Genomic DNA, 19266 nt, shown 5'->3' with positions numbered 1-19266 from the left:
AACCGGGCTATCGAGCCCGGTTCAAGTGAGGTTGGAAAAACAGTCCGTACTGCGAGCCGTTTGTCCAGCCTGACTCAGATATCGATCCGGCGAGCTTGCCAGAACTTGCTGCGCCAGTATTGGCTGTCCAGCTTGGAGCGGGTCACACCGGCTCGAGTCGAGGCGTGAATGAATTCGCCATTCCCGACATAGATACCAACGTGGTTGAGACGACGATTGATTTTGAAGAAGACCAGATCACCTTCGACCAGATCCTGCTTGGAAACGCGCGTCCCTTCGTGAACTTGGGAGCGGGTATCGCGGGGAAGTTCAATACCGACCGCATTGCGAAACACTTCACGGGCGAAGGCGGAACAATCGATACCACGTTCGGTTGTACCACCGTAGCGGTAAGGGGTACCGCGCCACTCTTTGTATACTGTCAGGATTTCATTCACATCGGGTGTCTGCGAAGCTTCCGGTTCAATAACGGGTTCCATCATGGAAACTTCGATCTTGCTCGCGACCTCGGGTTGGGGTGCCGAAGCACAACCCGCCATTCCGAGCGCGACCAGCAGTAGCATCAGGTAGCGCAATCCTTTATCCCCGCAAAATAGTAAATCTTGTTAAAATACGGCCCCAAAGGGCAATTTATAAGGCAACAGCACCCGACTATATCCAAGAATTCTATCGAGGCAAGTGAAAATCCCTATCAAGCTCACATTTTTGCAAGGAAATGCACGATTTTTCATAATTAATGTGATCATGCCCAAACAATATACAATCGCAAAAAGGACCTTTGGCCTCATAGATAACTGGCTTTTATCCCTGCTTCAGCACCTTTTTAAAGTGAAAAATCATGATCGAAACCGATCTTTTTTTGTTAAAACCAGCCAGGGTATGCCAGGCACTGCTTGCTCAATTGCCTGAATGGCTGTCAACCGATGAGCTGCATATCTGGCAAACCATGACTCATCCTGAACGGCGTCAGGAATATCTGGTGAGCCGCGCCCTGCTGCGCCAGCTGTTGTCCGAGAGGCTGCAACGCCCTGCCGCCAGCCTGCAATTTTGCAACGGCCCCCACGGCAAGCCCCAACTGCATGATGATGCTTGGCAGTTCAATCTGAGCCACAGTGGCAGCTGGCTGGTGTTGGCGCTCTGCCCGCAGGGGCAGCTTGGGGTGGATATCGAACTGGGCAAACGGCGGCATCACCCCCTCCCCCTGGCCCGCCGGTTTTATGCACAGAGTGAATATGAGTGGCTCTGCGCGCTGCCTGCTCCAGAGCAGGAGAGTGCCTTCTACCGGCTCTGGTCACGCAAGGAGGCGGTACTGAAAGCCCACGGTGGCGGCATAGCGGCGGGACTGGAGAAGGTGCGGTTTCTCCCGGAGGAAGGGTGGCGACTCGACAACCGGCTCGATGACACCCCTTATCAGGTACAGGATTGGCCCTTTGCCAGCGGCTGGCTCAGTCTCGCGGCGGCAACCCCCGTGACCTTTTACCGGCTTGATGAGCGCTTGAATTGCCAGTCACTCAACCCCATGTTACTCAACACCCTTTCTGAAGAGTCCAACTCATGATCGTCGACATTACTCCCCAGAATTTTCACGCTGAACTGATCGATGCCTCCATGAAGAAGCCGGTCGTCATCTATTTCCATGCTCCGCAGATGCCGGAGTGTCATGGGATGACACCGCTGATCGAATCACTGGTTGGGCCCGCTAATGAGCAGGTCACCCTGGCCAAGGTGGATATGAACGATCCCCAGCTGCAACCGCTGGCCAGCCAGCTCGGCCTGCGCGCCCTTCCGGCGCTGGTGCTGTTCCATCAGGGTCGCCCTGACGAACAGGGGATCATCGAAGGGCCGCAGGATGAAGCCACCCTGCGCCAGTATTTCGCCGCCTTCGCCCCCAAAGAAGAGGAAGAGTTGCTGGCCAAGGGGCAACAGGCACTGGCTGACGAGCAGCCCAGCATCGCCTATGCCCATCTGACCAAGGCACACCAGCTGGCCCCTGAACGTCACGACATCAGCCTGTGGCTCATTCAAGCTGCGCTCGACCTCAACCTGCTGGATGAAGCGCAGGAGCGCCTCGGCACCATCCCGATGGCGGCGCAGGATGGCCACTTCCATACCCTGAGCTCACGACTGGCGCTGGCCCTGCAAGCGGCAGACAGCCCGGAGCTGCGCGCGCTGGAAGCCCGTCATGCAGAACAGCCTGATGATTATGCCCTGACTCAGGAGCTGGCGGTGCAATACAACCAGGCTGGTCGTCAGGAAGAGGCGTTGGGACTGCTGCTGGAGATCCTCAAGCGGGATTTGGCATTCGGCGATGCCAGAAAGACCTATCTCGATATTCTGGCGACCATGGGCAGCACACCGGCGGCACAGAGCTACCGTCGCAAACTCTATAGTCTGCTCTACTGAGCGGAATCGAACTGGCTGGTAATGATGGGGGAGTGCCGGGAGACCGGCATGACCTCATGGGTCAAGTACGAAGAAGGTACTGTGGGAATAAGGTGCTGTGGGAATAGTGAAGATACGGTGAATTTCAGGCAAAAAAAAAATGGCGCAAAACTGCGCCATTTTTTTCGCATGGATTACTTCTTGTAGGAAGTAGCCATGTTGTCGATGCGCTGGTTAGCACGCATAGCTTCTTGCTTGGCTTCGGCAACATCAGCAGCGATTTTGGACTGATCAGCACGAACTGCGCTAACATCTTGAGCCAGTTGGTCAACTTTGTTAGACAGATTCTGAACGGAAGTTTCCAGTTCGCTGGTGTTTGCACAACCGCCCAGCAGAGCGGACAGACCAACAACACCTACCAACAACAATTTTTTCATTTTTAAAGCTCCCTTGAACTCGCCAGACGTTTAGCAAGCGGCGTGATTATGGCACAAAAAAATCCTACTTTGCATAGTCCCCACCACAGATAAATGCATTAAAACCCTCATTTTTTTTTGAATGAACAGTTTTTGTCCAAATCCGTCTAAAAAATGAGTGCCATGTGGTGGAGGCACGGACAAAGGTTAACCAAATTTTTGCCTTATTACAATTTCGTATGAGGCTCAGGCTGTACGTTCTGACAACAATTGACGATATTGCACCAGATCCTCGATGGTCAGCACTGGCATCTGGTGCTTGCGACCGAAGGCAACCAGGTCTGGCAGACGCGCCATCGAGCCATCTTCTTTGGTCAATTCACACAACACACCAAACGGTTTGAGGCCAGCCAGCTGCATCAGATCGACCGTCGCTTCGGTATGACCACGACGGGTAAGCACCCCACCGGCTCGCGCCCGCAGCGGGAAAACATGACCCGGGCGGTGCAGATCACCCGGTTTGGCGCCGTCAGCGATAGCCGCGCGGATGGTGGTGATGCGATCAGCCGCCGAGACACCGGTCGTGACCCCCTGCGCCGCTTCGATGGTCACGGTAAAGGCGGTCTGGTAGTGGCTGGAGTTGGCCTCCACCATCATCGGCAGTTCGAGCTGGCGAACCCGCTCGTCGGGCAGGCAGAGGCAGACGATGCCGGAGCACTCGCGGATCATCATCGCCATCTGTTCATTGGTCATGGATTCGGCGGCGAAAATGAGGTCGCCCTCGTTCTCCCGATCTTCATCGTCGGCCACCAGCACGCCGCCTCCGGCACGCAAGGCAGACAGAGCCGCTTCGACACGGGCAACGGGATCACCGAATTCACTGAGTAGAGACTGATTCATGGTAAAACTCCTAAACAAGACAAGGACCAGAATCAGGGCATGGAAAGGCAGACAGAGACGGGCATGCAGCGGCCAGCCCACAAGGGCCAACACGGCAAGGTCTGTCTTATCCTCTTTCATCCGGACTATGACCGTCGGCTCCGGCATCTCACCGGATCTGCTGACCCCGACCCGGCAATCAGCCAAGTCGGGCGCTCGCGGGCTCCCCGAGTCAATCGGGATACCGCCGGTGGGGAATTGCACCCCGCCCTGAGAATAAGCGCAGACAGCCTAAAGAAAAACGGTTGCAGATACCAGCCAAAATCCCCCGCAGGCTGAAAAGCGTTTCAACATTGCGCCCGGGATCCCGCTCTGCGGCCCGCTCGCCAGCACGAAAGACCATGACTGGCGAATTTCTTTATGGCGCGGATCGGTTTATGGCATAGTTCCCGAAACAAAAAAACAGGGCCCGAAAAGAGAGCCTGAACAACGCTGCCGGCGCAGACAGCAGCGCCAACACCACAAACGGAAAATGACAGAGATGGAAAAGAAAATACTGCTCACGGATTGCCCGGATGCCAAAGGGCTCATCGCCAAGATCACCAACATCTGCTACAAGCACCAGCTCAACATCATCAAGAACGATGAGTTTGTGGATCACGAGAATGGCCGCTTCTTTATGCGTACCGAGCTGGAGGGACGCTTCAACGACGAGACCCTGCTGGCCGACCTCGATGATGCCCTGCCCACCGGTGCCCAGCGCCGTCTGGTCAAGGCGGGCAAGAAGCGCATCGTCATCCTGGTGACCAAAGAGACCCACTGCCTCGGCGATATTCTGATGAAGAACTACGCGGGCGCGCTGGATATGGATATCGTCGCGGTGATCGGCAACTACGACACCCTGGCCGAGCTCACCGGCAAGTTCGATATCCCGTTCCACACCGTCAGTCACGAGGGTCTGAGCCGGACAGAGCATGAGGAGCAGGTTCGCGCCATCATCGACAGCTATGAGCCTGACTATGTGATCCTGGCCAAGTACATGCGGGTGCTGACCCCGAGCTTCGTCGAGGCCTACCCGCGCAAGATCCTCAACATCCACCACTCCTTCCTACCCGCCTTCATCGGTGCCCGCCCCTACCGGCAGGCGTTTGATCGCGGCGTCAAGCTGATCGGCGCCACCGCCCACTTCGTGACCGACGATCTGGATGAAGGCCCCATCGTCGAACAGGACGTGATCCACGTCGGTCATGCCTTCAGTGCGGACGACATGGCCAAGGCGGGTCGGGATGTGGAGAAATCGGTGCTGAGCCGCGCGCTGGAGCTGGTACTGAACGAGCGGGTGTTCGTCTACGGCAACAAGACGGTGGTCTTCAAGTAATTCGCCCACACGGCCCATATGCAAACGCCAGAAACAACAACGGCTCCCGCGGGAGCCGTTGTTGTTTCTGCGCCGAGTGTCAGAGCGGCAGATCGTTTACCGTCACCGCGCCCTTCTCCAGCTTCAGCTCGGAGGTCAGCGCTTGCTTGTCGGCCTTCAGATAACCCATCAGGGTCAGCTGATCGAGCATGGGGGCCAGTTGCGGCACCGCCTTGCCCAGCTTGTCGCTGAGGCTGGCATGCAGCACGCCGGAGAGGGCCTGCATTCCCGCGTCGCTGTTGAACAGCTGCTCCAGCGAAGTGGAGGCCAGCTTCACGTCCCCCTTCATGGTCACCGCCTCACCGTTGAGCTTGGCGCTGAGATCGGCCAGTTCAAGGGTCGCGCCACGTTTGAGCATCTTGTCCAGCGCCTGCTGGACAGCGGCATCTTCAACTCCCTTGCCACCGGCGGCCTGCAGCCCCTGATACCCTTCCAGATCCAGACCGTTGAGGTTGAGCGCCAACTTGCTGTCGGTCACCGCCAGGGTGTCAGTCTCGTTCTCCAGATCCAGCTTGGCAATTTTCATCTGATAGCTGCTGGAGAGGGTCTGGGCATCATCACCGGTCAGCTGAGTCTCGGTAATCATCCCCTGCAGGGCAACCTTGACGCTGTCAGGCAGTTGTACCGTGAGGGCCGAGAGGGTCATCTCGCTCTGGGGCGAGAGGAGCACACCGCTGATCTCGGCAATGTCGGCACTCCCTTTCAGATCGGCAAGCACCAAGTCCATCTTGCTCTGCTCTTCATGGACCGTCATCCCCTGCCAGGTCATGGTGAGGTGACCATTCCCCTCCAGATTGCCGTGGAACTCGCCGCTCAGGGGCAGGAAGCTGAACTCGTCCAGCCCCTGTTTTACCTTGAATTCATTGGCCCAGAAACGGCTGCTGTTACCCTGGGTCCAGAGACTGGTGACCGACTCCAGACCGAGTTCCCACTGCTCCATGCCCAGTGCGGTGAAAACCGGCGCTAGCGTGCCATTATGGGTATCGAGCAGGAGGTGGCTCTTGATGTAGAGCGGCAGGATCTGGCTCTTGACCACCAGTTGCAACTCGATGGACTGACTGCCCTCCAGCTCGCTGTCAATGGCAACCAGCTCCTCCGGCGTCACCACGACCTTCAGGACCCCGTCACGGGTGAAGAGGCTGCTGCTACTCGGCTGCCACTGCATATCGATACCGGTCTCTTGCTCTACCTTGGCGATCTGCTCCGCCATGATGTTGTCGAAGCTGTTGCCCGTGTACCAACACGCAGCCAGACCACCACCTACCAGTGCCGCACCCACGGCGAGGGCCACTATCTTTTTCATATATCCATGTGTCTCCAGGGAGTTGTCACTGCACTCTACGGGGCGGACTCGGGGCTAGGCAAGTCCAATCAGATGGCGAGTCCACTTTCTTGCGGCTCGCCACAACATCACAGCAAGGGGCTGAAGAGATAGAAGATGTTCTCCATCGCCTTCTTGTACCAGGGGCGGGCCTGCCATTGGGCCAGGGTCATCGGGGTGGCTTCCGCCATATAGCCCTGTACCAGCCGGGTCATCTGGGCCACGAACGAGGGGTTATCCACCAGCAGGGTCACCTCGAAGTTGAGCCAGAGGCTGCGCCGATCCAGATTGACCGTCCCCACCAGCGCGAAGTCATCATCCACCAGCACGCTCTTAGTATGGAGCAGACCGGCATCGTAGCGGTAGATCTCCACCCCGGCCGCCAGCAGCTCCTCCATAAAGGCGTTGCAGGCGTAATTGGCCATGATGGAGTCGTTGCGTGCCGGCAACACCAGCTGCACCTGCACCCCGCGCGCCGCCGCCGAACTGAGTGCGGCCGCCAGCGGATCGTCGGGCACAAAGTAAGGGGTCGTCAGCACCAGATGGCTGCGCGCCTGATAGATGGCCAGCAGCAGGCTCTGCTGGATGCAGTCGCCGCCGACGAAGGGGCCGGACGGGATCAGCTGGGCGCGGTAGTTGGTCTGGGGCCAGGCTTCCGGCTCATGCTGCAGACTGTCGAGCAGCCGCTCGCCGGTCTCCATCTCCCAGTCCCAGACAAAGATCGACCACATCAGCGGCACCATGGGCCCCTGCACCCGGATCATGATGTCGACCCACTGGCCGACCCCGGCATCCTGCTTGAAAAAACGGGGATCCACCATGTTCATGGAGCCGGTATAGCCGACCTTGTCATCGATCACCACCAACTTGCGGTGCATTCGCAAATCCTGCCGCTGGAACGGAATGCGCCAGGCGCCGACCGGCAGCACCTCCACCAGCTTGACCCCCGCCTTGCGCAGCTTTTTCGGCCACCCGGAGCGGAAGAAGTGCTTGCTGCCCACCGAATCGAGCAACAAACGACAATCCACGCCGCACAGCGCGACTTCCATCAGTGCTTCACACACCTCGTCGGCATCACCGCCGGGGTGCCAGATATAGAACTCCAGATAGCATGAGAGCGTCGAGCGGCGAATATCCTGAGCAATCTCATGCAGGATCTGGTCGGGTTGGCTGAGCAGAGTCATCCGGTTACCGGAGAGCATGGGCATGGCCAACCGCCCCTGGATCAGATCGTGCAATGGTTGGGCCTTTTCCCCCACCTCGCAGCAATGCTGGGGGAAAAGGCGGGCCAACTGACGAATCCAGATAGCGTAAGGGCGATACATGGCCTGTGCCCGCTCGGCGCGGCGGCGCCCCAACTTGATTTCACCAAACAGCAAGTAAAAGCCGACGCCGGCAAACGGAATGGCGTAGATCAGCGCCAGCCAGGCCAGCGACACCCCGATGGGGCGGCGTTTCATCACTACCCGAAACGACACACCCGCGACGATAACGGTATGAAAAAGCAGTAGCAGCCAGCCCAGAAAGCGGGAGAACAGCAGGTGGAGATCATGTTCCAGACCGTTTAGCAACGGTAACTCCTTTTCATCAACAAACAGTGGTCGGCAGATCCTGCCAGTCAGGAATGGTATGCTGTAAGGCAAATCCATTCTATCAGGTTGCCCCCATGATTCTGCAATCCATGCTGCTCAGCCTGGCCATGCTAGGTCAAGGCTCATATGACATCAATGAGCAGCAGATCAATCAGTACCTGCAATCCCAGGTGCAAGTCGACAAACAGCTGGAGCTGCCCGGCATCATAAAGGCCCATGTGAAGCTGGAGCAGAGCGATGTCCAGATTGGCCGTCAACAGCCAGACACCGCCCGAGTCTATGGCAAGGGCAAGCTCAAGATCGCCCTGCCCGACAATACCGAATATGACGCCCGCCTGCAGATGACCTATGAGGCAAGACCCCGCTATGACAAGAGCCAGAGCGCGCTGTTTCTCGACAACATGAAACTGGTGGAGTACAAGCTGGAACCGGAGGCGGCAGAGAGAAAGTTCGGCATGATGCTCGGTATGCTGCTGCAGAGCATGGAGAAGCGTCTTGAGAGCAAACCGGTTTACCGACTGGATGACAAGGATCCGCAACAAGCCTGGCTGAAAGAAAACCTGCTGGGGCTGGAGCTGTCACCGGGCAAAATCCACCTGCTGACCAGACCCCGCTAGCCCGCTCAATTCAGGAGGGGCTGGCTGGTATCCCGTACCAGCAGCTCCACCTGATAACCCTGCTGCTGCTGTTGCTCATAAAGGGAGAAGAGTGACCCGCTCAATTGGTTGAGGGAGATATCGGCAAAACCGGCCTTGAGATAGAAGGGTTTCTCGAAAGGCAGTACCTGACAGACTACCGGTTTGTCCTCCAGACCGTGACAGGCGTGCTGCAACAGCCGTGAACCCAATCCCAGCGACTGGTAGTGAGGCAACAGACGAAAGCCGCACAGATGATAAAACTCCTCCTCGTCCCGCAACCGAACCGCCCCCACCAGCCAGTGAGCATCACGTACGACAAAGACCCGCTCTGCCAGATCCGGCACATAGTGGGAAAAAGTCGTCTCGTAATAATCCTTGATGAGAGAGAGATCGGCGTCACAGTACTCCTCGAAGATGAGTTCCATCGCCAGCATTCCTGACACAAAAAATTCCTTTATAATCAGTAGATAAGATAGATTGAAACTAACTAGCCAGACCAGCTTACACCAGCAAGATAGCATGCCTTTTATTAACAAAAAAGCGAGCATGCTGGAGCACTTCCCTAAGACGCTTATGACCATTAGCTACCGGAAAATTCCACCTTTTGGCGCCTCTCCTGGCCATACTCCGGCATCCCCCCGTCCCTCGGTCAAATCCCCCCTCCACTTCACAACTCCCTGTTTGTACGCTTGTTCTGCACTCGCCATGGTGCTTTACTCAACATGATGATCCAGGGAAGGAGTGTGACGGTTGAAAGCATGGATGCTGGCAGGCCAGATGGTGTTGATCCCCTTGAGTGGATGGAGCCAGACGCCCCCTCCCGCGGAGGTGGTCTTCCTGACCGCAGCCCCCTCTCCCTTGCGCCCGGTCAATCATGCTGCGCCCGCCCCACAACCCGAAACCACTCAAACAGCGGCAACCGCCGCTGGCGGCAAGAAGCAGATCCAGGTCTATAAATCGGTGCAGCAAAACGGGGTAGTACGTTACTCCGATATGGCGCCCGAACAGGGCCATTACGAACTGCTGCTGTTCAACGACTGCTTCGCCTGCGACCCCAAATCCAGCGTCAACTGGCAGACCACAGGACTGTTTCTCTATGACTATGCCAGCACCATCAAGGCAGCAGCAAAGACCTATCAGGTTGAGCCTGCGCTGATCCGAGCGCTCATTCACGCCGAATCGGCTTTCAATCCACTGGCGGTCTCCCGCAAGGGGGCGATGGGGCTGACCCAGCTAATGCCTGCCACGGCGCGGGAGCTGGGGGTCGGCAATGCCCTGCTGGCGGAGCAGAATATCTTCGGCGGGGTGAAATACCTAGCGGGACTGCTCAAGCAGTATGACGGCAACATTGCGCTGGCGACCGCGGCCTACAACGCCGGGGCGGGCGCCGTACAAAAACATGGCGGCATCCCACCCTATGCGGAAACGCGCGCTTATGTGGAGCGCGTCCAGTTGCTCCATCAGCGCTACAAAGAGATGCTGCAGGCCAAGGGACTCTGACGTTTGGCTTGGTGAGTTCTCTTATCTCACTCCTCCAGAAACAAAAAACACGCCCTCAGGCGTGTCGATACCACACTTTGTTTCGCAAATGATTACTTCTGCTCCGTCGCCACCAGGCGATAAGCCAGCGCACCCAGAATGGCACCGACAATCGGGGCAACCCAGAACAACCACAGCTGGCTGACCGCCCAGTCACCGACAAACAGCGCAACGCCGGTACTGCGGGCCGGGTTGACCGAGGTATTGGTCACCGGAATGCTCACCAGATGGATCAGGGTCAGGCACAGGCCGATGGCAACCGGAGCAAGCACAGCTGGCGCACGGCTGTCGGTAGCGCCCATGATGACGAACAGGAAGAAGCCGGTCATCACAGCTTCGCACACCAGTGCCGCCATCATGCTGTAGCCGCCCGGAGAGTGCTCACCGTAGCCGTTGGAGGCAAAGCCGGCGGAGAGATCAAAACCGGCCTGACCGCTGGCAATCACGTAAAGCACGGCAGCGGCGGCAATGCCACCCAGCACTTGCGCCACGATATAAGGCAGTACACCGGATGCCGGAAAACGACCACCCGCCCACAGACCGATGGTGACGGCCGGGTTGAGATGGCAACCGGAGATATGGCCGATGGCATAGGCCATGGTCAGCACGGTCAGGCCGAATGCCAGCGATACGCCCAAGAGGCCGATCCCCACATGGGGGAAGGCTGCAGCCAGCACGGCACTGCCACAACCTCCCAATACCAGCCAGAAGGTTCCCAAAAACTCTGCTGCAACAGGTTTCACTGTATGTCTCCCGATAAGATGAGATAAAAAGGCCCGCAAAGGGGCCATGCGTTAACACGCGCAGCATTATGGGAGCAGCAATAGCCGATGCGAACCCGGTTACCAGTCGCCAGAAAACGTGACTCAAGTCACAATTGGTTGATTAATAGAGATATTTATCAGTAGCAAGCCACACAGAGGCTGTTGCCAACAAGGAGCCTCATGCGACAACTTATGACTCCAAAGGCCTGTTCTGTCTATTTGTTGATCAACAATTCAGGGCCACACCAGCGGATCACTTGATCGGCGAAAAACGGCTGACCACCTGACCCTGATGCTCAATCCACTCCATGAACATGGCGACTGGACGGGCATAGACGGCGCCATCCTGTTCCGACTGATAGATCACCAGCTGCTCGCCTGTCTCGGTATGGCTGGCCAGGGTCAGCACCTGATAGTAGCCCCCCTTGAAGTGACGATAGCGACCGGGTGTGGGTGCATGCATGGGATACCTCTGCAGATAGAACAGGACGGGAAAGGGGAAATATGCGCTGGCCAGTGCCAGTTGTATCAGCTTTTTCTCGTCGGAAATGACGATGAAGAGGCTTTTTTACACAAGCCAATCGTGCCAGAGAGCGTGAAGATTTCAACACAGTAGAGTAGCTTTGTTAATCACTCCCCCATCTTTCACTGGTGAACCTTGCCAAGCACAAACGATCGTGCTGAATTTAACCTTTTAATAACTCTGTTTTGGGGCTAAAAATCAGGAATATCTACTAAAAAGAAGATTGTTCTAGCATTCAATTCTGTGAAGAATAGGGGAAAAGATATTTGATACTAAAAACCGCCTTTTTCGCCAACGCGTCCCTGTGGGGAAGGAATCACTGTCACCATGTTCACAATCGACAAGTCGCACAAGCTCGATGATGTCTGCTATGACATCCGCGGCCCGGTGCATAAAGAGGCTCGCCGTCTCGAAGACGAAGGCCACCGCATTCTCAAGCTCAACATCGGCAACCCGGCCCCGTTCGGCTTTGATGCGCCGGAAGAGATCATCAAGGATGTGATCCTCAACATGCCGCTGAGCCAGGGCTACTGCGACTCCAAGGGGCTCTTCTCTGCCCGCAAGGCGGTGATGCAGTACTACCAGCAAAAAGGGATGCGCAAGGTCGATATCGATGACATCTATATCGGCAACGGCGCCAGCGAGCTGATCGTGATGGCGATGCAGGCGCTGCTCAACAATGGCGACGAGATGCTGGTACCCTCCCCCGACTACCCGCTCTGGACTGCTGCCGTCACTCTCTCCGGTGGCCATGCGGTGCACTATCGCTGCGACGAAGGGGCTGACTGGTATCCGGACCTCGACGACATCCGCGCCCGCATCACCCCGCGCACCCGCGGCCTAGTGCTGATCAACCCCAACAACCCGACCGGTGCTGTCTACGGCAGCGAGTTCCTGCTGGAGGTGATCGAGATCGCCCGCCAGCACAACCTCATCATCTTCGCCGACGAGATCTACGACAAGATCCTCTACGACGATATCTCCCACACCAGCGTCTGCACCCTGTGCGACGATGTGATGGTGGTGACCTTCAACGGCCTCTCCAAGGCCTACCGTGCCTGCGGCTTCCGTCAGGGCTGGATGGTCATCACCGGTCCCAAGGGCCGTGCCCGCGGTTATATCGAAGGGCTGGAGATGCTGGCCTCCATGCGGCTGTGTGCCAACGTGCCGATGCAGCACGCCATCCAGACTGCACTCGGCGGCTATCAGAGCATCAACGAGCTGATCCTGCCGGGCGGCCGCCTGCGCAAGCAGCGGGACAAGGCGTGGGAGCTCTTGAACGAGATCCCCGGGGTCTCCTGCGTCAAACCCAAGGGGGCGCTCTACATGTTCCCGCGCCTCGATCCCAAGGTGTATGACATCCGCGACGATCAGAAGATGGTGTTCGACCTGCTGCAACAGGAGAAGCTGCTGCTGGTACAGGGCACCGGCTTCAACTGGCCGGCGCCGGATCACTTCCGGCTGGTGTTTCTGCCCCGCGAAGAGGAGCTGGAGGATGCCATCGGCCGCCTCGCCCGCTTCCTCAAGGGCTACAAGCAGTAAGCAAAGCTCATGAAAAAGGCTCCCGCGGGAGCCTTTTTGTTATCTGTGGCTTTATCCGTGCCATCAGCCGTGCAGCAGGGCGCCGGCCACCAGCACCGCCATGGTGATGAGGGCTACGCCGATGATAAAGGGCAGCACCCAGCGCACGAAGCGATCGTAGGGGATCTTGGCGAGCGCCAGACCCGCCACCAGATGGGCGGCAGTGGGGGCAAACAGGTTGATCCAGCCGGAGGCGGACTGATAGGCCGTGATCACCAGATCCCGGGAGATACCGGAGAAGTCAGCCAGCGGCCCCATCAGCGGCATGGAGACGGTCGCCAGCCCCGAGGTGGAGGGGATGAAAAAACTCAGGATGATGTGCACCAGATAGGCCATCAGGATGAAGACCGATGAGGAGAGTCCGGTCACCAGCCCCTCGGCCCAGTGCAAAATGGTGTCGATGATGACGCCCTGCTCCATCACCACATAGATGCCGCGCGCCACCGCCACCACCAGCGCTACCCCGATGAGATCCCGAGCGCCGCTCAGGAAAGTCGCCACATAGTTGGACTCCGGCATCCGGTTGATCAGCGCAATCAGGATGGAGGCACTGAAGAACAGGGTCGAGAGCTCGTCAAACCACCAGCCAAAGGTGGGCAGCACGTCGATCCCCAAATCCGACCAGGGCACCACCGCGTAAATCATCAGCAGGAAGGTGCCGAAGAAGACCAGCATGGTGAGTTTCTGCTTGCCGGTGAAGGCGAGGTTGCCGCTCTTCATCTGGGAAAACTCGTCGTCATAGGCGATGTCGGCCAGCACGGAGCGGGACTTGTCCTGCTGCACCTGCTTGGCGTAGCGCATCACGAACCAGGAGGCGAAGATCACCAGCAGCAGCCACTGCACAACCCTAAGGCCAATCCCCTCACCGATGGGGATACCGGCAAAGCCCGAGGCGATACCGGTGGCAAACGGGTTGACGGTGGAGGCGAGCACCCCGACCCCGGAGCCGAGCAGGATAATCCCCGCCGCCACCATGCGATCAAAGCCCGCCGCCATCATCACCGGCACGATCAGCGCCCAGAAGGCTACCGTCTCCTCTGCCATGCCGAAGGTGGAGCCGCCGAGGGCAAACAGGGCGATCAACACAGGAATTAGCAACCGCTCACGCCCGGCAAAGCCACGCACAATGGCCCCAACCCCGGCATCCAGCGCACCGCTCTGCATGGTCACCGCGAGAAAACCGCCGATGATGAGCACGAACAGCGCCACATCGGCCGCCTTGTGAAAACCCTGGATGGGCGCCTTGAGCACCTCGAATACCCCTTGCGGGTGGGCGGGTAACTCGGTGTAGCTGCCGGGTACAGGCAACAGCCGCTCGTCGCCGCTGTAATCGGCCACGGCCGCTGCCGCAACCGGCTGCTGGGTCTTGGCGGTGACATAGTCATATTTGCCCGCTGGCAGCACCCAGGTCAGGGCGGCCATCAGCGCGATGATGATAAAAAGCAGGGTATAGACAGTGGGGAGTTGGCGCTTCTTGGGCGCCTCGTTTGGAGTGGTCATAGCTTCCGTTCCTCGGCAATGCCGTCTGTGATCCGATCAGCGCAAGACTAGCGGGTTTGATATGGGAAAAAGGTGATCGCTGATAATAAAATTCCGCAAATTAGCGGAATGTTTGCCAAAAAAACAGGGCCCCGCGGGGCCCTGTTTTCACTTGAGTCAGACTCAGAGCTCGACCACGTCGAATTTCACATCCGGATTTACATCCGCATCGTAATCGACCTCGTCCAGACCGAAACCGAACAGGCGCAGGAACTCCTGCTTGTAGCCGGTGTAATCAGTCAGCTCGGAAAGATTCTCGCTGGTGATGGATGGCCACAGGTCGCGGCAGGTCTGCTGCACATCTTCGCGCAGTTCCCAGTCATCCATACGGATGCGAGCCTGATCGTCCAGCGCCATGTCGGAGGCGTAGAGACGGGTGCGCATCATGCGATCCACCTGCTCCATGCACCCCTCGTGAATGCCCTTCTCCTTCATGATCTTGAAGGCCATTGAGATATAGAGCGGCATCACCGGAATGGCGGAAGAGGCCTGAGTCACCACGGATTTGAGCACGGCCACGTGAGCGGTGCCGCCCTTGGCAGCCAGATCGCCACGGATGGCGGCAGCGGCGCGGTCCAGATCTTCCTTGGCGCGGCCCAGAGTACCGTGCCAGTAGATTGGCCAGGTCAGATCGGTACCAATGTAGGAGTAGGCCACGGACTTGGCGCCGTCAGCCAGCACGCCGGCATCACGCAGGGCAGCCATCCACAGCTCCCAATCCTGACCGCCCATGACGGTGATGGTGTTCTGGATCTCTTCCTCGTTCGCCGGCTCGACGGTGGCGGTGATGATCTGATCCTTGTTGGTATCGATGGCGGTGGTGGTGTAGACCTCACCGATCGGTTTCAGGGCAGAGCGCACCACTTCGCCGGTTTCCGGCATCTTGCGCACCGGAGAGGCCAGGGAGTAGACCACCAGATCAATCTGACCCAGATCCTGCTTGATAAGCTCGATCACCTTGGCGCGGCACTCGTTGGAGAAGGCATCGCCGTTGACGCTCTTGGCGTAGAGGCCCGCCTCTTTGGCTGCCTTGTCGAAGGCGGCAGAGTTGTACCAGCCAGCGGTACCGGTCTTGGACTCGGTGCCCGCTTTTTCAAAGAAGACGCCGAGGGTGGCGGCGCCGCTACCGAAGGCAGCCGCAATCCGGGAGGCCAGGCCATAACCGGTGGAAGCGCCGATCACCAGCACCTTCTTGGGACCATTCTCGATGATGCCCTTGGCTTTGGTATAAGCGATCTGGCGACGAACATTGGCTTCACAACCGACCGGATGAGTGGTGGTGCAGATAAAGCCGCGAACCTTGGGTTTGATGATCATATGGGGTCTCGGATCCGTTTAATGGATGAAATCGGGGCATAAGATACCTCATCTTGCCGCGATAAGGTGCTCTGATGTGTTGAACTGCGGCAAAAATGGGCATCCGAAGGTGGCAATCATGGTCCATGCCATGGTGCCACCTCACGGCAATTAGCAGGCAATGCGGGTGATGTGGCCATCCTGCAGCTTATAGAAGGCATCTTGCGGCAACTCCTGTGACCAGGTCGCCTCATAGTCGAGATCGGCATAGACGCCACGCAGCATGGCACCGAGCAGACCGTGGGTGATGACGATGGCCCGCTCGACGAGCGCGGGATCCTGCAACCATTGGTGTGCCCGGCGCTGAATGCTCTCGAAGCTCTCGGCCCCCGGTGCCTGCAGATACCAGTCCCCTTTGCCGGTATCGAGCTCGGGATGAGCGAGCCGCAGCACCGGGATCTGGCAGCTCTCCCACTCCCCCATCCCCAGCTCCATCAACCGATCGTCCCAGATGATGCGATCAACTGACAGTCCCAACTGCTCGCACACCAGCAGCGCAGTCTGACGGGCGCGACCGAGCGGGCTAGCATAGACGGTCCAGCGGGCAGGATCCGCCAGTTCGGCGGCAAGGCGCCGCCCCATGGCGATGGCTTGCGCCTCACCCTTGTCGGTCAGATCGGAGTTGCAACGCCCCTGCAGACGCTGCTCGGCATTGAAGCGGGTCTGGCCATGGCGCAGCAGATAGATGAGTCGAGACATGATTTCTCCAGCACGTTCAGAGAGATAGAAAAATAAAGGGGGAAGATGATAACAGATGAGCCCGAAGGATGGCCCAAACAGAGAGGCTAAAGCGGGCGTAAAAAAACGGGTCAAGGCTGACCCGTTTGCTACCAATTTGACCAGAGTGTATCGGCTCAGCCCTTCTTGATCTCCCGCAGATAGCGGTAGATGGAGTGGACCGAGATCCCGAGCTGGCGCGCCGCAATCTGGGCACTGTCTTTTAACTCGAAGATCCCCATGTCGTGCAGCTGGTTGACGATAACCCGGGTCTTCTGGGACGGAGGCACCGCCTCGTTGCCGCGCACCTCGGCACTGACGGTGTCTATGGTGCTGTTGAGCGCCTCGTCGATGTTGCGGGCGAACACCTCCGGGGTGGCATGGCTCTCGTGGGGATGCATGCACTCCGGCATCATGGTGCGCAGCACAGATTGCAGCGGGGCATCCATGTCGCTGTTGATGCAGAGCAACCCGATGGCCCTGTGCTCCCCGTTGCGGATCACGGTAGTAATGGAGCGCAGGGTCTTGCCGGTGGCACACTTGGTCATGTAGGGGCTGGAGATATCCTGCCCGCTCTTGAGCTTCATCATCGCCAGGTTGGTGATGGGGGCGCCGACACTGCGGCCGGTGATATGGCCGTTGGCAATCTTGACGATCGAGGGATTGCGCGCATCCAGACTGTGGAGCAGCACCTCGGTGTGCTGACCATACATGGCGGCGATGCCGTCCACAATGTTCTCCATCGACTTGAGGATCTCAAAATCGCTCGGACTCAACTCTTGCAGCTTCACAATGGGACCTTCTTGCAAGGGTTGCTGCCGGACAATGGACGCCGGGCAGCAACCAACAGTGACATCAGGCGGACATGATATCAATAATGGTGCTGTCTGTGGCAGACATGCCCTCCTTCACCATCTGGCCGACGTTGCGGATGGTCTGATCCACGTCGCCGGCGACGATCCCCTGCCCCGACACCGAGTGGCTGTTGAGGGCCATCAGGAAGCCGCGCACCGCCGCACCGGAGGAGGTACTCACCTTCATGGCGCAGGAGGCTTTCGCCCCGTCGCACACCATACCGGCACTGTCGCTCAGCACGTTCTGGATGGCGAAGCAGGATTGCTCAAAGCTGCCGCCCGCCAAATAAACCATGGCCATGGAGGCGGCCGCGCTGGTCACGGTATTGCCACAGAAGGCCGACAGCGGCGGATAGTGGGACTTGATATAGATGGCGCCCAGATGGCTCATGATGAGGGCGCGAGCCAGCTGCTCTTCGCTGGCCGCAAAGCGCTCGGCAATCACCATCACCGGAATGGTGGCGGCAATACCCTGGTTGCCGCTGCCAAAGTTGCTCATGGCTGGCAGGGTCGCGCCCCCCATGCGGGCATCGGAGGCGGCCGCCGTCATCATCACGATGCGGTTCATCACATCCTCGCCGATAAGACCGGCATTGATGTTCTGCTGCATGGTGCGGCCAATCTCCAGGCCATAGGGGTTGTTCATCCCCTCGGCAGAGAGCTTGCCGTTAAGCTCGGAGGCTTTGAGGATGAACCTGATCTGCTCGAACTCCACCTGGATGGCGAACTCGTAGATGGCGGCGATGCTGATATCGACGCCATCGCAGATGGAACCGGTGGCGACGCCCTGGCTCTGATCGGCGGTGAAGGTTACCTCGCCATCGCGGCGCTGCTCGACGATGCGGGTATGGCCGCCGCAGAGGGTCACTTCGGCGCTGTGCTCTTCACCCTTGTCATCAGAGCCATAAACTGTCACGCGGCAGAAGATAAACTCGGGGGCGGCGGTGCGGCTCACCTGCACCTTGCCGGCATCGATCAGCTGCTGGGCACGATCCACCTGTGCTGGCTGGATCGCGGCCAGCACCTCCAGCCCGGCATCGGCGTTGCCGCCGATGGCACCGGCCGCGGCCGCAATGGCCAGACCGATCTTGCCGGTCCCCGGCACATAAACACCCATCGAGTTTTTATAGAGATTGTCCGACACCGCGACCTCGAGGCGACCGGGCTCACAGCCCAGTTGCCGGGTGGCGACCGCTGCGGCATAGGCGGCGGCGATTGGCTCGGTACAACCCAGCGCTGGTTTGACAACCTGTTGAATAATCTGCAGATACTGCTGCCACGCTTGTTTCATCACTTGAACCTTTTTATCAGCATTAACGAGCGATATGGGCGATCGCTTCCACTTCAACCTTGACGCCCATCGGCAGATCCTTCACTGCGAAGCAGCTGCGCGCCGGACAATCTTTCTGGAAATAGGCTTTATAGACCTCGTTGAACGCGGCAAAATCGCTGATCTCGGCGAGGTAGCAGGTGGTTTTGAGCACGGTATCCAGCGAGCCGCCAGCGGCTTCCAGCACGGATTTCAGGTTTTCCAGTGACTGGCGGGTCTGGGCGGCAATGCCCCCTTCCACCACACCACCCTGCAGCTTGCAGACCGGCAACTGACCGGAGGTAAAGATGAGGTCGCCATAGGCAGTGCCGTGGCTGTAGGGACCGATAGCGTCAGGTGCCGCTGCTGCTGTGATGATGCGTTTCATATAGCCACTCCTGTTTGTGCAATTTTTTTTGCAATCATGAATCTCATTCCG

At 58.3% G+C, this 19266-nt stretch carries 20 protein-coding genes and 1 riboswitch; of the genes, 6 read left to right on the top strand and 14 right to left on the bottom strand.

Going from position 1 to position 19266, the window contains the following annotated elements; translation table 11 throughout:
• Window positions 1-74: 74 nt before the first annotated feature.
• Window positions 75-563, bottom strand: a complete 489-nt coding sequence (locus tag G5533_RS06065; protein ID WP_421172010.1) for a C40 family peptidase — start codon at window positions 561-563, stop codon at window positions 75-77.
• A 275-nt stretch (window positions 564-838) separates the two neighbouring features.
• On the opposite strand from G5533_RS06065, the gene G5533_RS06060 reads away from it, so the two are divergent.
• Together G5533_RS06060 and G5533_RS06055 are read left to right on the top strand one after the other, a co-directional pair.
• Window positions 839-1558 (top strand): 4'-phosphopantetheinyl transferase family protein, encoded by a 720-nt coding sequence (locus G5533_RS06060; protein ID WP_158112381.1) that lies wholly within the window; start codon window positions 839-841, stop codon window positions 1556-1558.
• A complete protein-coding gene (locus tag G5533_RS06055) occupies window positions 1555-2403 on the top strand; it encodes a tetratricopeptide repeat protein (protein WP_441254604.1) in 849 nt (282 codons plus the stop codon). The genes G5533_RS06060 and G5533_RS06055 overlap by 4 nt, the downstream gene beginning before the upstream one ends.
• A 173-nt stretch (window positions 2404-2576) precedes the next feature.
• Here the strand turns inward: G5533_RS06055 and G5533_RS06050 are convergent, their stop codons facing one another.
• Window positions 2577-2819 (bottom strand): Lpp/OprI family alanine-zipper lipoprotein, encoded by a 243-nt coding sequence (locus G5533_RS06050; RefSeq protein ID WP_005334342.1) that lies wholly within the window; start codon window positions 2817-2819, stop codon window positions 2577-2579.
• Window positions 2820-3044: 225 nt separating this feature from the next.
• Window positions 3045-3698, bottom strand: a complete 654-nt coding sequence (ribB, locus tag G5533_RS06045; RefSeq protein ID WP_441254603.1) for a 3,4-dihydroxy-2-butanone-4-phosphate synthase — start codon at window positions 3696-3698, stop codon at window positions 3045-3047.
• Window positions 3699-3802: 104 nt separating this feature from the next.
• Window positions 3803-3959, bottom strand: a riboswitch (FMN riboswitch).
• 259 nt (window positions 3960-4218) lie between these two features.
• On the opposite strand from ribB, the gene purU reads away from it, so the two are divergent.
• Window positions 4219-5055: a formyltetrahydrofolate deformylase gene (purU, locus tag G5533_RS06040; RefSeq protein WP_005344188.1), complete on the top strand. Its 837-nt coding sequence runs from the start codon at window positions 4219-4221 to the stop codon at window positions 5053-5055.
• A 79-nt stretch (window positions 5056-5134) separates the two neighbouring features.
• Here the strand turns inward: purU and G5533_RS06035 are convergent, their stop codons facing one another.
• Window positions 5135-6397, bottom strand: coding sequence for a DUF945 family protein (locus tag G5533_RS06035; protein WP_441254602.1), 1263 nt, complete (start codon window positions 6395-6397; stop codon window positions 5135-5137).
• 107 nt (window positions 6398-6504) lie between these two features.
• Window positions 6505-7986 carry a cardiolipin synthase gene (gene cls, locus G5533_RS06030; protein WP_421205839.1) on the bottom strand — a complete coding sequence of 494 codons (1482 nt, stop codon included), beginning with the start codon at window positions 7984-7986 and terminating at the stop codon, window positions 6505-6507.
• A 95-nt stretch (window positions 7987-8081) separates the two neighbouring features.
• Here cls and G5533_RS06025 point away from each other — a divergent pair, with 95 nt between their 5' ends.
• Entirely contained in the window at window positions 8082-8624 is a 543-nt protein-coding gene (locus G5533_RS06025) for a DUF1439 domain-containing protein (protein ID WP_005344183.1), read from the top strand.
• Between the two features lie 5 nt (window positions 8625-8629).
• Here G5533_RS06025 and G5533_RS06020 read toward each other — a convergent pair whose 3' ends face one another.
• Window positions 8630-9070: a GNAT family N-acetyltransferase gene (locus tag G5533_RS06020; RefSeq protein WP_266134531.1), complete on the bottom strand. Its 441-nt coding sequence runs from the start codon at window positions 9068-9070 to the stop codon at window positions 8630-8632.
• A gap of 325 nt (window positions 9071-9395) precedes the next feature.
• Here G5533_RS06020 and G5533_RS06015 point away from each other — a divergent pair, with 325 nt between their 5' ends.
• The gene (locus G5533_RS06015; protein WP_421309607.1) at window positions 9396-10145 is read left to right on the top strand and encodes a lytic transglycosylase domain-containing protein; all 750 of its coding nucleotides are present in this window, start codon (window positions 9396-9398) and stop codon (window positions 10143-10145) included.
• A gap of 92 nt (window positions 10146-10237) precedes the next feature.
• Here G5533_RS06015 and aqpZ read toward each other — a convergent pair whose 3' ends face one another.
• Both aqpZ and G5533_RS06005 read right to left on the bottom strand, forming a co-directional pair.
• Complete coding sequence (gene aqpZ / locus G5533_RS06010; RefSeq protein ID WP_421205840.1) at window positions 10238-10927, bottom strand: aquaporin Z; 690 nt, start codon at window positions 10925-10927, stop codon at window positions 10238-10240.
• A 274-nt stretch (window positions 10928-11201) separates the two neighbouring features.
• Entirely contained in the window at window positions 11202-11411 is a 210-nt protein-coding gene (locus G5533_RS06005) for a DUF1653 domain-containing protein (protein ID WP_043851261.1), read from the bottom strand.
• A 387-nt stretch (window positions 11412-11798) separates the two neighbouring features.
• Here G5533_RS06005 and G5533_RS06000 point away from each other — a divergent pair, with 387 nt between their 5' ends.
• A complete protein-coding gene (locus G5533_RS06000; RefSeq protein ID WP_005334367.1) occupies window positions 11799-13013 on the top strand; it encodes a pyridoxal phosphate-dependent aminotransferase in 1215 nt (404 codons plus the stop codon).
• A gap of 63 nt (window positions 13014-13076) precedes the next feature.
• Here G5533_RS06000 and G5533_RS05995 read toward each other — a convergent pair whose 3' ends face one another.
• The 6 genes from G5533_RS05995 to G5533_RS05970 all read right to left on the bottom strand — a co-directional run bounded on the left by G5533_RS05995 (window position 13077) and on the right by G5533_RS05970 (window position 19215).
• Window positions 13077-14552 carry a YfcC family protein gene (locus G5533_RS05995; protein WP_164537218.1) on the bottom strand — a complete coding sequence of 492 codons (1476 nt, stop codon included), beginning with the start codon at window positions 14550-14552 and terminating at the stop codon, window positions 13077-13079.
• Window positions 14553-14714: 162 nt separating this feature from the next.
• On the bottom strand, window positions 14715-15908 hold the full coding sequence (gene fabV / locus G5533_RS05990; protein ID WP_100653359.1) for an enoyl-ACP reductase FabV: 1194 nt from the start codon (window positions 15906-15908) through the stop codon (window positions 14715-14717).
• Between the two features lie 150 nt (window positions 15909-16058).
• Entirely contained in the window at window positions 16059-16646 is a 588-nt protein-coding gene (locus G5533_RS05985) for a histidine phosphatase family protein (RefSeq protein WP_421205841.1), read from the bottom strand.
• A 155-nt stretch (window positions 16647-16801) separates the two neighbouring features.
• Window positions 16802-17455, bottom strand: a complete 654-nt coding sequence (locus G5533_RS05980) for a helix-turn-helix transcriptional regulator (protein ID WP_005334376.1) — start codon at window positions 17453-17455, stop codon at window positions 16802-16804.
• A 64-nt stretch (window positions 17456-17519) separates the two neighbouring features.
• Window positions 17520-18809 (bottom strand): L-cysteine desulfidase family protein, encoded by a 1290-nt coding sequence (locus G5533_RS05975; protein ID WP_421205842.1) that lies wholly within the window; start codon window positions 18807-18809, stop codon window positions 17520-17522.
• A gap of 22 nt (window positions 18810-18831) precedes the next feature.
• A complete protein-coding gene (locus G5533_RS05970; RefSeq protein WP_040095234.1) occupies window positions 18832-19215 on the bottom strand; it encodes a Rid family detoxifying hydrolase in 384 nt (127 codons plus the stop codon).
• Window positions 19216-19266: the final 51 nt, after the last annotated feature.

It is taken from the genome of Aeromonas sp. A600620 (assembly GCF_029479985.1).
Lineage (GTDB): Bacteria > Pseudomonadota > Gammaproteobacteria > Enterobacterales > Aeromonadaceae > Aeromonas > Aeromonas veronii_A.
The sequence above is the reverse complement of the archived record's forward strand: the minus strand, read 5'-3'. Positions and strand labels throughout refer to the sequence as shown.